Source organism: Caulobacter sp. 602-1 (genome assembly GCF_003931565.1).
Taxonomy (GTDB): domain Bacteria; phylum Pseudomonadota; class Alphaproteobacteria; order Caulobacterales; family Caulobacteraceae; genus Caulobacter.
Window position 1 is genome coordinate 556,645 of record NZ_RRYI01000003.1, and the last position, 12,779, is coordinate 569,423.

The window sequence follows — 12,779 nt, forward strand, 5'->3', positions numbered from 1 at the left end:
GTTCTATTGTAGCGCGAGGGCGCCTCTACACGAATGCCGAGCGCTCTGGCGCCAACGGCGGGATCATCGTGGGATCCAACGGAATCGGGAGCGCGGGTACATTGCCCGTCTCGGCCGCCGTCATCTCCGCAAGGCTCGTCTCCAGCGCGACGCGGCCTTCCAGGGTCATCCAGGCATGCCGATGAACAGTACGGAGCTCGTCGTGCTGCTTCTTGCAGGCGGCGAGGAAGACGGCCGGCGCTGGGAGAAACTCGTTGGTTGGGTCGCGCATGATCGCGTCGCAGGCCAGCGCGACAACAGCGGGCGAGTAGCCATCCACCTCGCACAGGTGGACGAGGTTTTCGCGGTAGGTCACCGCGCTGTGCGGCCGCGCATTGGGGAAGCTGTCGATCAGCCGGCCGATGATCACGCCGCTTTGGTTTCGGCTGGGCTTCGCGCTGCAGGCTGCCTTCATCGTGATGAGGACCTGCTCGGCTTGCTCTCGCGACACGATCTGCGCCAGGTTCGCCTCCAGATATTCCCGCTGCTTCGCGCAGCGTTCCGGCGGGTTGTTGGCCACAAATCCCGCTGCGTCCCAGCGCGCGTTCCTGGCGGCAAGAGCGATGCTGAAACTGTCCGACTTGGTGCCGAACCAGGCCTCGCGCGCCCGGCGAACCGGAGCGACGCAAAGGCGGTCGATTTCGGCGATCTGGTGGGCCTTCTTCTCGGCCTCGGATTGATTGGCGGCGACAGGCGCCAGGGCCCGGGCCGCGCCGCTGCGTGCGACGTGGTTCATCTGATCAGTCCTCAAGGGTCATGCTGCCCATGGCGTCGTCCATCGACGACCACTGGTGGCGGGGTTGGTGGGATTGGCGGGGGCTGAAATCGAGGTCGTCTTCCCAGCGGCGGCCGTTCAGCCAGGTCGCGCCGTTCGCTGGGAGCGTTCCGGTGTGGCGGAGCCATTCGCCGTAAAGCTGAGCCCGCTCGGAAAGGTGCGGAGCCGCGACGCCGGCGAACCGCAGCACGTTGGCGAACGCCAGGAGCGCCGCCTGTTTCGAGACCTTGTGGGGGTAGACCGCCCACCAGCTCTCGAACTCGCCGCGCTCGTCGGCGGTGATGTTCGAGGGCGTCGGCTTGGCTGGCCTGCTCCGCCTGGGCCCAGCTTCGGCCGGGACCAGCGAGCAGCCCGCCCCGTCGAGCGCCAGCGTCGGAGCCAGGATCGGATCGCTGGCGCGCACGTCAGGTTCTGAACGAAGTGAAGAACCTTCTTCTTTTAGTTCCCTTTCCCTTTCCCTTTCCCTTGGGATTGCTGAGGGATCGGAATTCCCGGCTTTTTCGGTCCCAGTAGGAATCCCAGTGGGATCGTCAGGCGTCCCAGTGGGATCGCTGAGGGAAGGCAACGGCGATCCCAGAGGGATGCCCGCGAGGCACTTCATCACCGTGTCCTTGGCCAGGACGGGCGCGAGCGGATTGCGCGCAGACAGCATTGCGGCCGCGTCGCGGATCTGCTGCTCAAGTGCCGCGCCATCGAACGCGACCTTCCATCGCTTGGCGTTGCCGAGGCCGCTCTTGACCCGCTGAAGCAGCTTCTCAAGCCACGAGATCAGCGCCGCTTCTGCGATCACGGGATGATAGAGGCGACCGTCGTCGGCCTTGATCCAGCCGCGCATCGCGACGGCCTTCACCTTCCTGAAGGTCTTCACGTCGAAGCCCAACTCGGCGAGATGGCATAGCTCGTCGTCGTCATCTGGCAACGACGCGGCCGGCACCTGATGCCAGGCCCGGTACCAGAGCTTGTGGCCGATCATCCAGGCGATCGGGTTGCGAGACGCCGTCGCGTTGAAGCTGGAGGCGAACAGGCGCGGGACATCGATCGACATCCTCGGGAAGTCGCGCAGATCGCAGTCAGATGGTGTGAAGGGGGCGGTCATAGGGCGTCAGCGCCATCGACCACGAGCCTACGCACTCGCTTGGCGCCGATCTCGGCGATCCGAGCGGCTTGTTCCGGACCTGCCATCTCGGCGGCTAGATCGATCGCAAGCGTCGCGACCTCCAGGAAAGGATCGTCGAACGAGGCATAGCCGTCCGTCCAAATGTCGCGCTGATAGCCGTACTCGTAACTCAGGGCGACGACGAGCGCCTTCAAGCGCTCCTTCGTCCCTGCCCAGCGGCGGAAGTACGCAGCCATGATCGGGTCTTCCGCTTCAGCAGCCTGGCGCGGCGCGAAGGCGATGACGTTGTCGCTCATCGTTCCAGTTCTTTCATGCGGCGCTCGGCACGGATGCGCAGCGCGCGGCCATAGTTCGCGACAGGATCAGCGGCCCGGCTGAGAAGGCTCCCGACGCGGGCCTGGACGCCCAGGAGCGCCAGCAGCAAGACCTTCTTCCAGCTCGGTGAATTCACGCTCGCGCTCCATCGCTTTCAGTTGTTCCCGGCGCGCGTCGTCAGCTTGGGCGACGATGAAATCTCGGAGCGTCGTGCCGGTAACCGCGGCGCCCACGTCGATCAGAAATCCGAGCCCGTAGACCATCGACAGGCGGGCGATCGATCTCCCGCTGAGATGGCCCGCCAAGATGTTCTCGGCGGTCTTGGGCGTGCAGTTGAGGTCCCGCGCCACGTTCTTGGCGGTGTGGACCGGATGCCTGGCCCGGAGCCGCTTTGCGACCTCCTCGGCGAAGCACCCATCGTCGAAACTTCTGGCTTGGGGGAGAACTCCCACGAACGCATCCCTCATCGCTGGCATGACTGTCTCGTCGGCCAGGGATTGGCCCCGCCGGCGGATGCGCGGGAGGGTTCATGAAGGACGATCGGACTTGCCGGTCCGAGCAGTATTGGGATGAAGATCTGGAGCGGTCGGGCGGACAGGCCCGGCCGTTCTGTGTTTCTGGCCCCGAGGAATTGCTCGCCGAAGCTGTCGACCACGCCATCGGCGCCGGCGCCTGCCGTCTGGCGGGACGGCTGAACCCCAGCGCCCAGGCCACGTGGAACGCCGTCGCCGAGGCGAAGCGTCGCCAGGCCAAGACGGCGCTGGCCGACTACCTTCGCGCGATCGGCGCTCGTCGCCGTGGTCGGTAAGGAGACCTCGCGCCAGCGGCTCGACAGAATAGAAGCCGCCCTCCCCCCGATCTTCGTAGAGATCGAAGCATTGAGGATCCTGTTCCAGCTGCTGATCGACTTCGACCTCCACCGGACCAACGGGACAGAGGTCGAGCCCCTGCTCTTCGAAATCCAAGGCGCCCTGGAGGACATGCTCGACGAGCTGGACCCGGACACCGAGGAGATCGCCGAGCAGATCCGGTTGGCGGCCATCGCGTCGGCCATGCTCATCGCCGATCGAGGCGAGAGCGAAGTGGTCGACATCGAGGTCGATGACGCGCCCCATGGCGGGCCGGCGAACGATGACTGAACCGGATGACTCGACAGCAATGGATCGCGCGGCGAAGCTGCACTACGATGAGTGGACAACCCGACCCGCCGAACTGGGCGGAAATAGCGAGCGCGATCGGCACCATTGCTGGTGTCGTGGTCGGTATTCCAGCGGCCGCACTCTATCTGCTCGACCGGCGAGCCGCGAAGCTGCGCACCTTGACGGTCCAGCCCGCGGACTTCGACGAAGCGCAGAATGCCGGTGTCTTTGTGGTTCGCTTCGTGCCGCCCGATCCGTTGACCCGCTACCAGGCCACCATCGACCTGGGCTTGGGCACCAAGCGAGTGCTCGCTATGGCCGAAGACATCCCTGGGCCACTCGGTCATCCGTTGCCGCCGCTCGACCATACGCCGTCGACGGGGACGCGCCGCATTACTGCCCAGCTCTACGAGAGTGGCTACGATCCTCAAGCCAGGAAGGCGAAGTTCTACGTCATTGGCCCGTCGCTCGCCGCACCCTTCAAAGTGAAAATAACCGTTCGCTCGTGGCCGGATGGTGTCCTCGAGGTCAAGAAGACCGTGGCACTCCGGGCAGGTTAGCCGAGCGAAAAAGTCTGTCAGATGGACTTCCATCAGATCCTCAGAGCTCGCGCCGAGAAGGCAAAGGCGAGAATGACGGAGCCGATGGCCATGGCCGACCAACCCAGGGCGCGCAGGGAGTTCCCGTCGCGAAGCGCGGCGGTCATGTTGACCCAAGCGCCCAGCGCGAAGGCGCCATCACCGAGAGCCGTCAGCATGTAGAGCGTATAAGCCGACATCAGGCGGCTCCTTCACGGCCAAGACCGGCCAATGACGATTGAGCTGGCATCAGGCGGCGACTCCAGCTTCGTCGTCCGGCGCCTGCCGTTCGGCCTTGATCAGCTGCAATCTTTCTTGGGCGCGCTCAAGCACGCGGACCGTTATGCCGCAACCCCTGCGGAGGCGATCCAGGGTGGCCCCTGAACCGAAGACAATGGTGCTGAGGCGAGCCGGACTGATGCCGATTAGCACTGCCGCCGCGTCGCACTCGTCAATGAAGGCTTGAACGCTCATGGGCAAACAGATGCGTAATATTTTCCGCCCAGTCAACGGCTATGCGTAATTTCTTCCGCTGGCCGTCGCCCTACACGCGCGTAATATCTCCCGCATGTTCGAATTGAAGCCCAAAGCCGCAGAGACCGACAGCCTGCTCCAAGAGCGGATCCGGGAGAGGCTAGAAGCGCTGCGCCGCAACCCGCGCGAAGTTTCCCTCTCCGCCGGGCTCGGCCCAGATGCCCTCAGAACGATACTTCACGGGCGGAGCAAATCGCCACGCAGTGACACGCTTCTTGCAATATCGAAAGAGCTTCAGTGCGATATCAACTATCTACTAGGTGTTACTAACAAAATTTGGCCCAGTGAATCGATAGAAAAACGGGACAATGGACTTTTAACTGGGGTCAGAAAGCTTGAAATATCAAACAATCTCTCCGAAAAGTGGCAAGACATAACTTCAGACATATCCTCCAGTGAGGAGGATAAATGTTACGTCGTATTCAATTCCGACATCTTCGGAATTCCTGAATTCTTACCTGGCTATCAACATCTTGAATATGTTGTTGATGGGCACGCTTCTAGCGTGGCCCCGAGGGGGTCGTATGTTCACTGCGTTGCATTCTTTGACCACAACCTTGCGCTTAAAGATAATGACCTGGTTATATTGGAGCGACAGCGGATATCTGAAGGCAATAATTCTATAAACATTGCAGAAAATCAGCGAACTATACGTCGACTGCGTATATTTGGCGATAACTTGGTTTTACAGCTACCAAACCCGTCAAGCTTAGCCGATAGTGAGGTTGTTCTTCCAAATTACCTGCCATCCGGCGAGCCGCAGATTTTTAAGTCACGAGAAGAAGCGCTCTCTATCCCTTCCCGAGTTCTGCGCTCTATCAACGTCATCTCCGGACCCACCATCGTGCGGAGCGCCACACCCGACGCTTAGCGGAAAATATTACGCATCGACCGTTGACGCGTAATTTTTTCCGCGCAATAAATTACTCCATCGACACCCGATGGAGCGCCCGCCCATGGCCGGCACGATCAGTCCGAAGCGCGTCCTTGCTGAAGGCCTAGAGCCTCGGCGTACCCGGAATTTGTTCCCGGCCACCTACGAGCGTGACGCCTCGATCGTCGCCGCCATGCTGGCCCGCAACGAAGCCCAGGCCGCCACGGCGCGCCGCGTCCTCCAAGCCGCGCTGAAGTCGGGCGACAAGGTCGTTGCCCGCTCCCAGCGTCGGCAGCTCGACCGCTTCGAGACCTATTCCCGCAATTGCCGCGAGCGCCTGAACCGGCTCGCGCGCCCCGCCACGCCCGTCGTCGCCGACGACCTGGCGCCCTTTCTCATGGCCGCATGAGTGAGAAGACCCATGCAACAGCAACAGGACCACGCTCCGACCGCGCCCGCCATCGGTGCTGCCGCCGAACCCACCATGTCGTCCCGCGAGATCGCGGATCTGGTGGAAAGCCGCCACGACAGTGTGAAGCGCACTGTAGAACGGCTCGTAGAGCGCGGCGTGATTGTCCAACCACCAATGGTGGACGAACCCGACACCGACGCCATGGGCCGATCGCGGTCGACCCAGGTCTACCGACTCTGCAAGCGCGACAGCTACATCGTGGTCGCCCAGCTCTCGCCAGAGTTCACCGCGCGGCTGGTCGATCGGTGGGAAGAGCTTGAACGTCAAGTCCGGCAGCCGGTCCAGGAGACGCCTGAGGCGCTGGCCTTCCGAGCGATGCAGGTCATGTACGCCACGATGGAGCAGCAGAAGGCTCAGCTCCTCGAGGCGATGCCGAAGGTCGCCTTCGCCGACAGCGTGACCGAGGCTCCAGACGCGATCAGCCTGGCCCAGGCGGCCAAGATCCTCGACACAGGCCGCAATCGCCTCTGCGCCGTGCTGCGCAAGGAAGGCTGGATCACCCGCACCAACGAGCCCTACCAGCGCCGGATCACCGAAGGCCTGATGGACGTGAAGATCGGGAGCTGGGAGCACCCGGAGAAGGGCCTTCAGCGCAGCGTCACGGCCCTGGTCACCGGCAAAGGCCTGCAACGCCTCCGCGCCATGCTCGACCACGGGACGATTCAATGACCGCCCGCGCCGTGGTCCGCCACCTTCCTGATTTCATCGTGCTGATCGCAGTCGTCGGCGCTGTCGCCAGCTGCGCCTGGAGCATCTGACCGATGGTCGGCCTTCGCACCGCTTTTCAATCCGCCAGTAGACGCGCCCCCTCCTACAGCGGCGCGCCCACTGGCTCGTCCGATCAACCTTGGGAGACTGAAATGGACATGCATATCGATACGACCTCGCACCTGGCCGCTCAAGCGGTTGAGACCCCGGCGCGAGCCGCCACCGACAAGGCCGCCGCGATGGCGGGCCCAGCCGACAATCCTGTCTCGCTGGCTACCCTGTTGGCCAAGCGCAACGCCATGATGGACGCGATCAATCTTCGCGCGCCCGGCGACGACGCCCCAGACGAGGAGGTGACGCAGGCCAACGAGGCGGCCTTTGCCGTCGAGCAGGAAATCCTGACGACGCCCTGCAGGACGGCCGACGACGCCGTCGCGAAGGTCGCCGCGCTGGTCGAGTTCATCAGGGAGGCTGGGTGCCCGGACGAGAGCGACGTCGAGAACGTCCTGGCGGACATCGGCCGGGTCCTGCGCGGCTCCAGCTATCCCGTTCGCGCCACGAAGGTGGACCGCCGGGATGCCCACTGGGCGCTGGCGCCGCATCAGACCATCACGTCCGCCGCCCTTAAGCTGACCGGCGATCTCGCCACCATCGTGGCCGCCGCCGAGGAGTACGACGTCAAGTTCGTGAAGCCGGCCAACGAGCGTCACAACATCCTAGACGAAGCGGAGGTCGTCGGAGACGAGAAGTCGCGGAGGGCGTCGGAGCTCGCCGAGGCGGATTGGCAAAGCCACCGCGATGCCTACCGCGCCATCGTCGATGCGATCTTCGACCAGAATCCGACCACGACCAAGCAGTTGGTGGCCCAGGTCGATACCTGGGGAGCGTTGCTGGCCCATGGCTTCTACCGAAACCACAAGGCCGACACCCTGATCGGCAAGCTCTACGAGGAGGACGCCATCAAGGTCGGCGAGCACATGCTGGCCAGCCTGAAGGGCATGACCGGTACCGATGGAGAGTGCCCGAAGCTGTCCGGCGCATCGATCATGCCGCTGGCCTGCAACACCGCCGACATCGACGCGATCGTCGCTGAGGCGAAGGAGCTCGCGAAAAACATCGGCCCAGCTCAGGACGCTTTCAACGAGGCCAACGAGGCTTGGACCGCTACCAAAGGGGAAGGCGAGGAAGGACTGCTCGCTCGCCAGAATGAGGCCGAAAGCGTCTGGTGGCATCACCTGGACCGGTTCTCTGAGGCCGCCGAACGCCTCTTCGACCTGCCGGCGCCGACTGCGGCCGACCGAGCCCGCATCGTCCGCGCCTATGCCGACCTCATGGCGCCGGTTTTCGGCGTTCCTGAGGGCGACGACACCCTGGCCAGCCTGCCGACGGAGAACCTGCTGCAGGTGATCTCCTATCTGGACGGCACTCGCCCCAAGGCGAAGGCCAATCCCGAACTCCTCGCCGCTGAATAGCCGCCACCTAGCCGCCGGTCACACGGCCGGCGGCGCCCTCTCCTGAGGAAGTGCCAGTGACGCGTTCCTTCCGCCCTCCCCCGCCCTTCATCCTGCTGCTCGCCGCCCTGGCCGCGCTCAGCGCCTCCCATGTGGTGACGCTATGACCGACCCCCGCATCAAGCGCCCCTGCCCCTTCTGCGGCGAGACCGTCCACCTGACGATCCAGGACGGGGCATGGCCATTTCCTATTGTCGTTGGCAAGGACACCGTCCGCCGGGCCGACGGCCTGGAAGAGTATGAAGAGGTCGATGCTGTCTATTGCGAGGTCTGCACCGCCGGAGCGCCGATAGCTACCTGGAACGGCGAACAGCCCGACCACATCCTAGCTGTCATGCGTGACTTCGACCCGACCGAGGACGGTAGCTGCGGTTGCGGCCACGACCGTCACCTGTTCCTCGCCAAGCAGGAGGCCGCGTAGATGGCCGACGTTCTGCAGTTCGCGCCCCGCCGCACTACTCAGAAGCTGGACCCAAACGCCAGCGGCCCAGCCGATGACGGATCACTGATTATCTCGCGCCCCTGCCCCTTTTGCGGCGAAGGTGAACAGCTGACTCTCGGCGAGTACGAGCGCCCCAACTTCAAGGACCCGGCCATCAACGAAGCCGGCACGTGCGTCTTCTGCGAAGTGTGCGATGGCAGCGCCCCCATCGACGCATGGAACGGCCTCATCCTCTCGCCGAGTGTCGCCTGATGAGCAAGCACCGTGTCCCTGACATGCCGTGCCTCCCCAAGAGGGCAGAGGGCACGCGTCGAGAGGGCAAGTCAGCCGGATGCGGCAACCAGACCAAGCTCTTGCTCGAGGTTCGCCAAGCGCTCAAGCGCAAGGGCGCGAAGTCCGTCAACGGCGGCAGCGCTGTTCTTCGACGTTGCGACAGGGCCATTCCCGGCCTTGAGCATCTCAAGGTGCAGATCAAGATAGTCCTCTGCGTGCGCCAGAGCGCCAGGAAACGCGTCGAAGATAAGGATGGCGCGATCAGTGGGAAGATCCATGCTTCTGAACTGCCTAATAGTTGTTTTTGTAACTTCGATCGTTCGCCGCATTGCGGCCACGTCCCAAGACTGCTTCGCGCTTTCCCGGAGCTCTTCGGAAAGGGATTGGAGTCGTTGACAGGTCAAGACGCCGGCAGCTCGAGCGGCCATCCGCATTCTGGCGTCCTCTTTTTCAGCGACCTGCCGCCGCATTTCGATTTCGTGCGCCCTTTGCCGCCTTGCCATCCTGCTAGCCCAGTAGATTGCTCCGATCGAGCCAATTGCCTGGATCCAGGCCGCCACTGTCTGGCCGAACAGGCTACTGTCCTTCGCGGTCGCACCTCCCACGAAGAAGCCTGCTGCCAGCGCAGCGATCACGGGCACAGCCCACTTCGGAATCTTCATGCGCCCCTCCCAGAACGGAGGGCAGGATGGAACACCAAGCCGCCACAAGTCGAGCGTGCAGTGAGGCTCGCGCGCTACCTACGCCTCTGCCTACCGATGGAGTTGATCTATGACCGAGAAGACCGTCCGCGCCCTGAGCGTCACGCCCGTCGACATCCACGTCGGCAAGATGCTGCGCTCTATTCGCAAGGCGATGGGCGTGAGCCAGGAGACCTTGGCCGACGCGCTGGGGATCAGCTTCCAGCAGGTTCAGAAGTACGAGAACGGCGCCAACCGCGTGTCGGCGTCCAAGATGTTCGAAGCGGCCGTGTTCCTGGGCGTGACGCCGGGCGCGTTCTTCGAGGGGCTGGAGGGCGCATCGGAGGCGGGAGTGCCGGCGCCATTGGCCGACTTCTTCACGCACGATGGCGCCATGCAGATCGCGGAAGCTTTTCCCAAGCTCTCGCCCAGCGAGCGCCGCAGCGTTACGAACTTGGTCGTCAGCATGGCGAACGACTAGCAGCGTCCGCCGGCCACCGCGCCGACGCGCCGCTCGCCGGATTGATCAGGGGGACGGCATGACCGCCTCCCTTGGTCCGGTGACGGAACAACGCTTCTTCGAGGCTTTCAGCGACACCGCCCTGGTTCCGGCAAAGATCGCCGCGCGCCTCGTCGGCCTTGACACAGACACCCTCTCGGAAATGACTGACGAGGGCCTGATCAGGGCCGTCCGGAAGGGCCGCCTGCGCAGCTACACCGAACACGACCTCCGCGCCTATCTCCTAGAGGGACCCGATGCGCCGCCGCGCGAACGAAAGCCAAAGCAAGTCGTCGCCGCGTCACGCGGTCGCGTCGTGCCGTTTTCCAAGCGCGCCGCCGCCGGCAAGCGCTAGGACGGCGCCATGAGCGTCTACAAGCCCGCCACCAGCCGGTTCTATCAGTACGACTTCCAGTACAAGGGGAAGCGCTACACCGGGTCGACGGGCGTGGAGACGGTGCGCAAGGCCGAGGATGTGGAGCGCAAGGTGCGCGCCGACGTCGCCCTGGGCCTCTACGACGACCAAGCCGGCATGACGCTCGACGAAGGCGCCGGACGCTGGTGGCAGGAGGTCGGCAAGCATCGCGCCTCGGCCCGCCAGCTGGAGCACCGCCTAGAGATCCTATGTCGGCTCGTCGGTCCGAAGACGCGGCTGGTCGACATCACGACCAAGGTCGTCGGCCGCGCGATCGAGAAGCGCCGCGGCGAGGGCTACACCCGCGCGCCGGGCAAGGACGCCAAGCGCTACGACCTGTCGAACGCCACGGTGAACGCCGACATCGTCAAGCCGCTGCGGCGGATCCTGAACCGGGCCCGGCGTACCTGGGAGGTCAAAGGCCTTCCCGAGATCGACTGGGAGGCCCTGATCCTGCCGGAGAAGGAAACCGACATCATCATCTACACGGCCGACCAGCAGCGCGCCTGGCTGGCCGAGTGCGACACCAACGCGGCGATGGTGCTGACCCTGTTGCTGACCTACGGCTTCCGCTTTGGCGAGGTCTTCTTCCCGCCGGCGGCCTATATCCCTGACGGCCCCAGCCTGGTCCTGAACAACCGCAAGAAGGGCTCGCACCTCGTGCCGTTGCGCGCGGTCGACGCTCGCCAGATCGCCGCCCGGGCCGGCCGGGCCCAGGCCGCCGAACTGGACACGATATGGTTCGAGGAAGACGCCAAGGGCGACCTGCATCCGATCACCTATCAGGCCATGCAGTCGCGCCTTCGAAAGGCCGCCAAGCGGGCCGGCCTGACGGCGCCGCGCCTGATCCACGGCACGCGCCACCACGTCGGGACAAGCCTCCTGGCCGAGACGGGCAATCTCAAGCTCACCCAGAAAGCGCTCGGTCACCGCGACATCAAGTCGACGCTGATCTATGCCCACGCCCTGGATGAAGGCTTACGCGCAGCTTTGGAGGCCCGGAGTAGCCCGACGCCTGCAGAGCTTACGGAGGCCTATGAGCCCCAGCGCCAGCTTCCGCGTGGTCGGCGCCGCCGGCCTACTAGTTGACCTCATCGCGAAATCGCGCGCGTAGCTTCGCCGGACGTCCAATAGCGGCCAGTTCGTCATGATCGTGGATGCAACGATGGCCGCGCCGGTGTCGCGTCAGTGGAAGGGCTATTGGCAGCGATAGGACTGAAAACCAACGTATTTAAGCCAGCATTGAGCCATTGAACTAGCCGAGTTTATAGCCAAATAAGTTGTCGAAACGGACTTGGAACAAGCACCATCATGTAAGCAAATTAACCAAGGCGATGACCAACGGCCTTGCCAAATATGCAAACGCATGGCGTAAGATCGATCCTATGGACAAAGGGCGATGTTCACACTCCTAAAACCTGGGCCAACCCACCCTCGTTTCAGCGGGCGTTAATCCTTGGCGTCGCTACATGTCCAGACGAACATTCCGCCCCGGCGGAACCCATTCATCCAACCAACGGTTTTCTCCGTAGGTTTTTAGAGGAGCGAAGCCCGCATGCACCTCAAACTTGACGGCTGGGGCGGCACAAGCTGAATCCCAGCACTTCACAACTATCCCAAGAAATGTAGGATGGCCCTCGTGAGAACGGGGGCCATTCTTTTTGCTGGGCTAGCCAGCGTGGTCGGCGGCGTCATTGGCGCCGCTGCCTTTTCATATGTCCAGGCGCACTGGCCTAAAAGCATCACCGACACAGAAGCGACGTTGATAACGGGCCTGCTGGGCTCGTTCGTTGGCTTCCTCGCTGTTGTCATCGCGGTGTGGGGGGTTGTGAGTTCGCGGGCTATTTCACGACGCCAAGCCACCCTGGATCATCTAGCTAGACTTGAGGCTGACGGCACGGTTCAAAAAAACCGCCAGGAGTTCAATAGGCTGGTGAAGGAAAAGGGCGACCTTGCGGAATTTGCCGCCAAGGACAAAGAGGGGACGCCAGAGCAGCAGGCTATTCTCTCAGTGCTGAACGATTTTGAGCTTATCTCCATTGGTATTCAGCGCGGCATTATCGAACCGGCCCTCTACAAGCGTTGGCAGCACTCGAATGTCGCTCAGACCTGGAAAAATTCTCAGCAGTTCGTAGTTGCCCTTAGAGCTCGCGTGGACCGCCCGACGCTCTATCATGAGTTCGAAGAGATGGCCCGATGGATGAGCCAGAACAAAATCCCCCGCCGACGCTTCTGGTGGGCCGCGATCATCTGATGTGGTCGAAGGTGCTGGCTAACGCCCGCACCTTGTACTCCCCCGCCGTCCCGACGTCCCTGGCGAGCCCTGACCACGCATGGCGATGAGGCACGCGCCGATCCGCTTCATTCCGCGCGTCGTTGGCTCTGAGGTCATGCCGTCTTTTCCGGAC

General features: G+C 63.4%; 20 protein-coding genes. 14 read left to right on the plus strand and 6 right to left on the minus strand.

Annotation, left to right across the window (positions count from 1 at the left end; all coding sequences use genetic code 11):
• Window positions 1–25: 25 nt before the first annotated feature.
• From EIK80_RS11540 to EIK80_RS11555, 4 genes are all read right to left on the minus strand, one after another.
• Entirely contained in the window at window positions 26–775 is a 750-nt protein-coding gene (locus tag EIK80_RS11540; RefSeq protein WP_125157122.1) for a hypothetical protein, read from the minus strand.
• A 4-nt stretch (window positions 776–779) separates the two neighbouring features.
• The gene (locus EIK80_RS11545; RefSeq protein ID WP_125157123.1) at window positions 780–1,910 is read right to left on the minus strand and encodes a hypothetical protein; all 1,131 of its coding nucleotides are present in this window, start codon (window positions 1,908–1,910) and stop codon (window positions 780–782) included.
• On the minus strand, window positions 1,907–2,227 hold the full coding sequence (locus EIK80_RS11550) for a hypothetical protein (protein WP_125157124.1): 321 nt from the start codon (window positions 2,225–2,227) through the stop codon (window positions 1,907–1,909). The genes EIK80_RS11545 and EIK80_RS11550 overlap by 4 nt, the downstream gene beginning before the upstream one ends.
• 66 nt (window positions 2,228–2,293) lie before the next feature.
• Window positions 2,294–2,722 carry a hypothetical protein gene (locus tag EIK80_RS11555; RefSeq protein ID WP_125157125.1) on the minus strand — a complete coding sequence of 143 codons (429 nt, stop codon included), beginning with the start codon at window positions 2,720–2,722 and terminating at the stop codon, window positions 2,294–2,296.
• Between the two features lie 53 nt (window positions 2,723–2,775).
• Between EIK80_RS11555 and EIK80_RS11560 the strand changes: the two genes are divergently transcribed.
• The 3 genes from EIK80_RS11560 (at window position 2,776) to EIK80_RS11570 (ending at window position 3,945) form a co-directional block, all read left to right on the plus strand.
• Window positions 2,776–3,054, plus strand: a complete 279-nt coding sequence (locus tag EIK80_RS11560) for a hypothetical protein (protein WP_125157126.1) — start codon at window positions 2,776–2,778, stop codon at window positions 3,052–3,054.
• A 70-nt stretch (window positions 3,055–3,124) separates the two neighbouring features.
• Window positions 3,125–3,385, plus strand: coding sequence for a hypothetical protein (locus EIK80_RS11565; protein WP_125157127.1), 261 nt, complete (start codon window positions 3,125–3,127; stop codon window positions 3,383–3,385).
• Between the two features lie 47 nt (window positions 3,386–3,432).
• Window positions 3,433–3,945, plus strand: coding sequence for a hypothetical protein (locus tag EIK80_RS11570; RefSeq protein WP_125157128.1), 513 nt, complete (start codon window positions 3,433–3,435; stop codon window positions 3,943–3,945).
• A gap of 32 nt (window positions 3,946–3,977) precedes the next feature.
• Here the strand turns inward: EIK80_RS11570 and EIK80_RS11575 are convergent, their stop codons facing one another.
• Entirely contained in the window at window positions 3,978–4,163 is a 186-nt protein-coding gene (locus EIK80_RS11575; RefSeq protein ID WP_125157129.1) for a hypothetical protein, read from the minus strand.
• A 31-nt stretch (window positions 4,164–4,194) separates the two neighbouring features.
• Here EIK80_RS11575 and EIK80_RS26110 point away from each other — a divergent pair, with 31 nt between their 5' ends.
• The 7 genes from EIK80_RS26110 (at window position 4,195) to EIK80_RS11605 (ending at window position 8,756) form a co-directional block, all read left to right on the plus strand.
• Window positions 4,195–4,347: a hypothetical protein gene (locus tag EIK80_RS26110; RefSeq protein ID WP_158624673.1), complete on the plus strand. Its 153-nt coding sequence runs from the start codon at window positions 4,195–4,197 to the stop codon at window positions 4,345–4,347.
• Between the two features lie 184 nt (window positions 4,348–4,531).
• Entirely contained in the window at window positions 4,532–5,368 is an 837-nt protein-coding gene (locus EIK80_RS11580; RefSeq protein ID WP_125157130.1) for a helix-turn-helix domain-containing protein, read from the plus strand.
• Between the two features lie 85 nt (window positions 5,369–5,453).
• Entirely contained in the window at window positions 5,454–5,780 is a 327-nt protein-coding gene (locus EIK80_RS11585; RefSeq protein ID WP_125157131.1) for a hypothetical protein, read from the plus strand.
• A 12-nt stretch (window positions 5,781–5,792) separates the two neighbouring features.
• Complete coding sequence (locus EIK80_RS11590; protein ID WP_125157132.1) at window positions 5,793–6,512, plus strand: phage antirepressor KilAC domain-containing protein; 720 nt, start codon at window positions 5,793–5,795, stop codon at window positions 6,510–6,512.
• Between the two features lie 191 nt (window positions 6,513–6,703).
• The gene (locus EIK80_RS11595; protein WP_125157133.1) at window positions 6,704–8,023 is read left to right on the plus strand and encodes a hypothetical protein; all 1,320 of its coding nucleotides are present in this window, start codon (window positions 6,704–6,706) and stop codon (window positions 8,021–8,023) included.
• Between the two features lie 142 nt (window positions 8,024–8,165).
• Window positions 8,166–8,483: a hypothetical protein gene (locus EIK80_RS11600; RefSeq protein ID WP_125157134.1), complete on the plus strand. Its 318-nt coding sequence runs from the start codon at window positions 8,166–8,168 to the stop codon at window positions 8,481–8,483.
• Window positions 8,484–8,756 (plus strand): hypothetical protein, encoded by a 273-nt coding sequence (locus EIK80_RS11605; RefSeq protein ID WP_125157135.1) that lies wholly within the window; start codon window positions 8,484–8,486, stop codon window positions 8,754–8,756.
• 71 nt (window positions 8,757–8,827) lie between these two features.
• Here the strand turns inward: EIK80_RS11605 and EIK80_RS11610 are convergent, their stop codons facing one another.
• Window positions 8,828–9,439 carry a hypothetical protein gene (locus EIK80_RS11610; protein WP_125157136.1) on the minus strand — a complete coding sequence of 204 codons (612 nt, stop codon included), beginning with the start codon at window positions 9,437–9,439 and terminating at the stop codon, window positions 8,828–8,830.
• 109 nt (window positions 9,440–9,548) lie between these two features.
• On the opposite strand from EIK80_RS11610, the gene EIK80_RS11615 reads away from it, so the two are divergent.
• The 4 genes from EIK80_RS11615 to EIK80_RS11630 all read left to right on the plus strand — a co-directional run bounded on the left by EIK80_RS11615 (window position 9,549) and on the right by EIK80_RS11630 (window position 12,625).
• Window positions 9,549–9,938 (plus strand): helix-turn-helix domain-containing protein, encoded by a 390-nt coding sequence (locus EIK80_RS11615; protein ID WP_125157137.1) that lies wholly within the window; start codon window positions 9,549–9,551, stop codon window positions 9,936–9,938.
• 58 nt (window positions 9,939–9,996) lie between these two features.
• On the plus strand, window positions 9,997–10,311 hold the full coding sequence (locus tag EIK80_RS11620; protein ID WP_125157138.1) for a helix-turn-helix domain-containing protein: 315 nt from the start codon (window positions 9,997–9,999) through the stop codon (window positions 10,309–10,311).
• Between the two features lie 9 nt (window positions 10,312–10,320).
• Entirely contained in the window at window positions 10,321–11,460 is a 1,140-nt protein-coding gene (locus EIK80_RS11625; RefSeq protein ID WP_125157139.1) for a tyrosine-type recombinase/integrase, read from the plus strand.
• 541 nt (window positions 11,461–12,001) lie between these two features.
• Window positions 12,002–12,625 carry a DUF4760 domain-containing protein gene (locus tag EIK80_RS11630; RefSeq protein ID WP_125157140.1) on the plus strand — a complete coding sequence of 208 codons (624 nt, stop codon included), beginning with the start codon at window positions 12,002–12,004 and terminating at the stop codon, window positions 12,623–12,625.
• The last annotated feature ends 154 nt before the right edge of the window (window positions 12,626–12,779 follow it).

Coding starts and splice junctions, on each gene's coding strand:
- EIK80_RS11540 (WP_125157122.1), bottom strand. CDS start 775: ATGAACCACGTCGCACGCAGCGGCGCGGCCCGGGCCCTGGCGCCTGTC.
- EIK80_RS11545 (WP_125157123.1), bottom strand. CDS start 1,910: ATGACCGCCCCCTTCACACCATCTGACTGCGATCTGCGCGACTTCCCG.
- EIK80_RS11550 (WP_125157124.1), bottom strand. CDS start 2,227: ATGAGCGACAACGTCATCGCCTTCGCGCCGCGCCAGGCTGCTGAAGCG.
- EIK80_RS11555 (WP_125157125.1), bottom strand. CDS start 2,722: ATGCCAGCGATGAGGGATGCGTTCGTGGGAGTTCTCCCCCAAGCCAGA.
- EIK80_RS11560 (WP_125157126.1), top strand. CDS start 2,776: ATGAAGGACGATCGGACTTGCCGGTCCGAGCAGTATTGGGATGAAGAT.
- EIK80_RS11570 (WP_125157128.1), top strand. CDS start 3,433: ATGAGTGGACAACCCGACCCGCCGAACTGGGCGGAAATAGCGAGCGCG.
- EIK80_RS11575 (WP_125157129.1), bottom strand. CDS start 4,163: ATGTCGGCTTATACGCTCTACATGCTGACGGCTCTCGGTGATGGCGCC.
- EIK80_RS26110 (WP_158624673.1), top strand. CDS start 4,195: ATGACGATTGAGCTGGCATCAGGCGGCGACTCCAGCTTCGTCGTCCGG.
- EIK80_RS11580 (WP_125157130.1), top strand. CDS start 4,532: ATGTTCGAATTGAAGCCCAAAGCCGCAGAGACCGACAGCCTGCTCCAA.
- EIK80_RS11585 (WP_125157131.1), top strand. CDS start 5,454: ATGGCCGGCACGATCAGTCCGAAGCGCGTCCTTGCTGAAGGCCTAGAG.
- EIK80_RS11590 (WP_125157132.1), top strand. CDS start 5,793: ATGCAACAGCAACAGGACCACGCTCCGACCGCGCCCGCCATCGGTGCT.
- EIK80_RS11595 (WP_125157133.1), top strand. CDS start 6,704: ATGGACATGCATATCGATACGACCTCGCACCTGGCCGCTCAAGCGGTT.
- EIK80_RS11600 (WP_125157134.1), top strand. CDS start 8,166: ATGACCGACCCCCGCATCAAGCGCCCCTGCCCCTTCTGCGGCGAGACC.
- EIK80_RS11605 (WP_125157135.1), top strand. CDS start 8,484: ATGGCCGACGTTCTGCAGTTCGCGCCCCGCCGCACTACTCAGAAGCTG.
- EIK80_RS11610 (WP_125157136.1), bottom strand. CDS start 9,439: ATGAAGATTCCGAAGTGGGCTGTGCCCGTGATCGCTGCGCTGGCAGCA.
- EIK80_RS11615 (WP_125157137.1), top strand. CDS start 9,549: ATGACCGAGAAGACCGTCCGCGCCCTGAGCGTCACGCCCGTCGACATC.
- EIK80_RS11620 (WP_125157138.1), top strand. CDS start 9,997: ATGACCGCCTCCCTTGGTCCGGTGACGGAACAACGCTTCTTCGAGGCT.
- EIK80_RS11625 (WP_125157139.1), top strand. CDS start 10,321: ATGAGCGTCTACAAGCCCGCCACCAGCCGGTTCTATCAGTACGACTTC.
- EIK80_RS11630 (WP_125157140.1), top strand. CDS start 12,002: ATGGCCCTCGTGAGAACGGGGGCCATTCTTTTTGCTGGGCTAGCCAGC.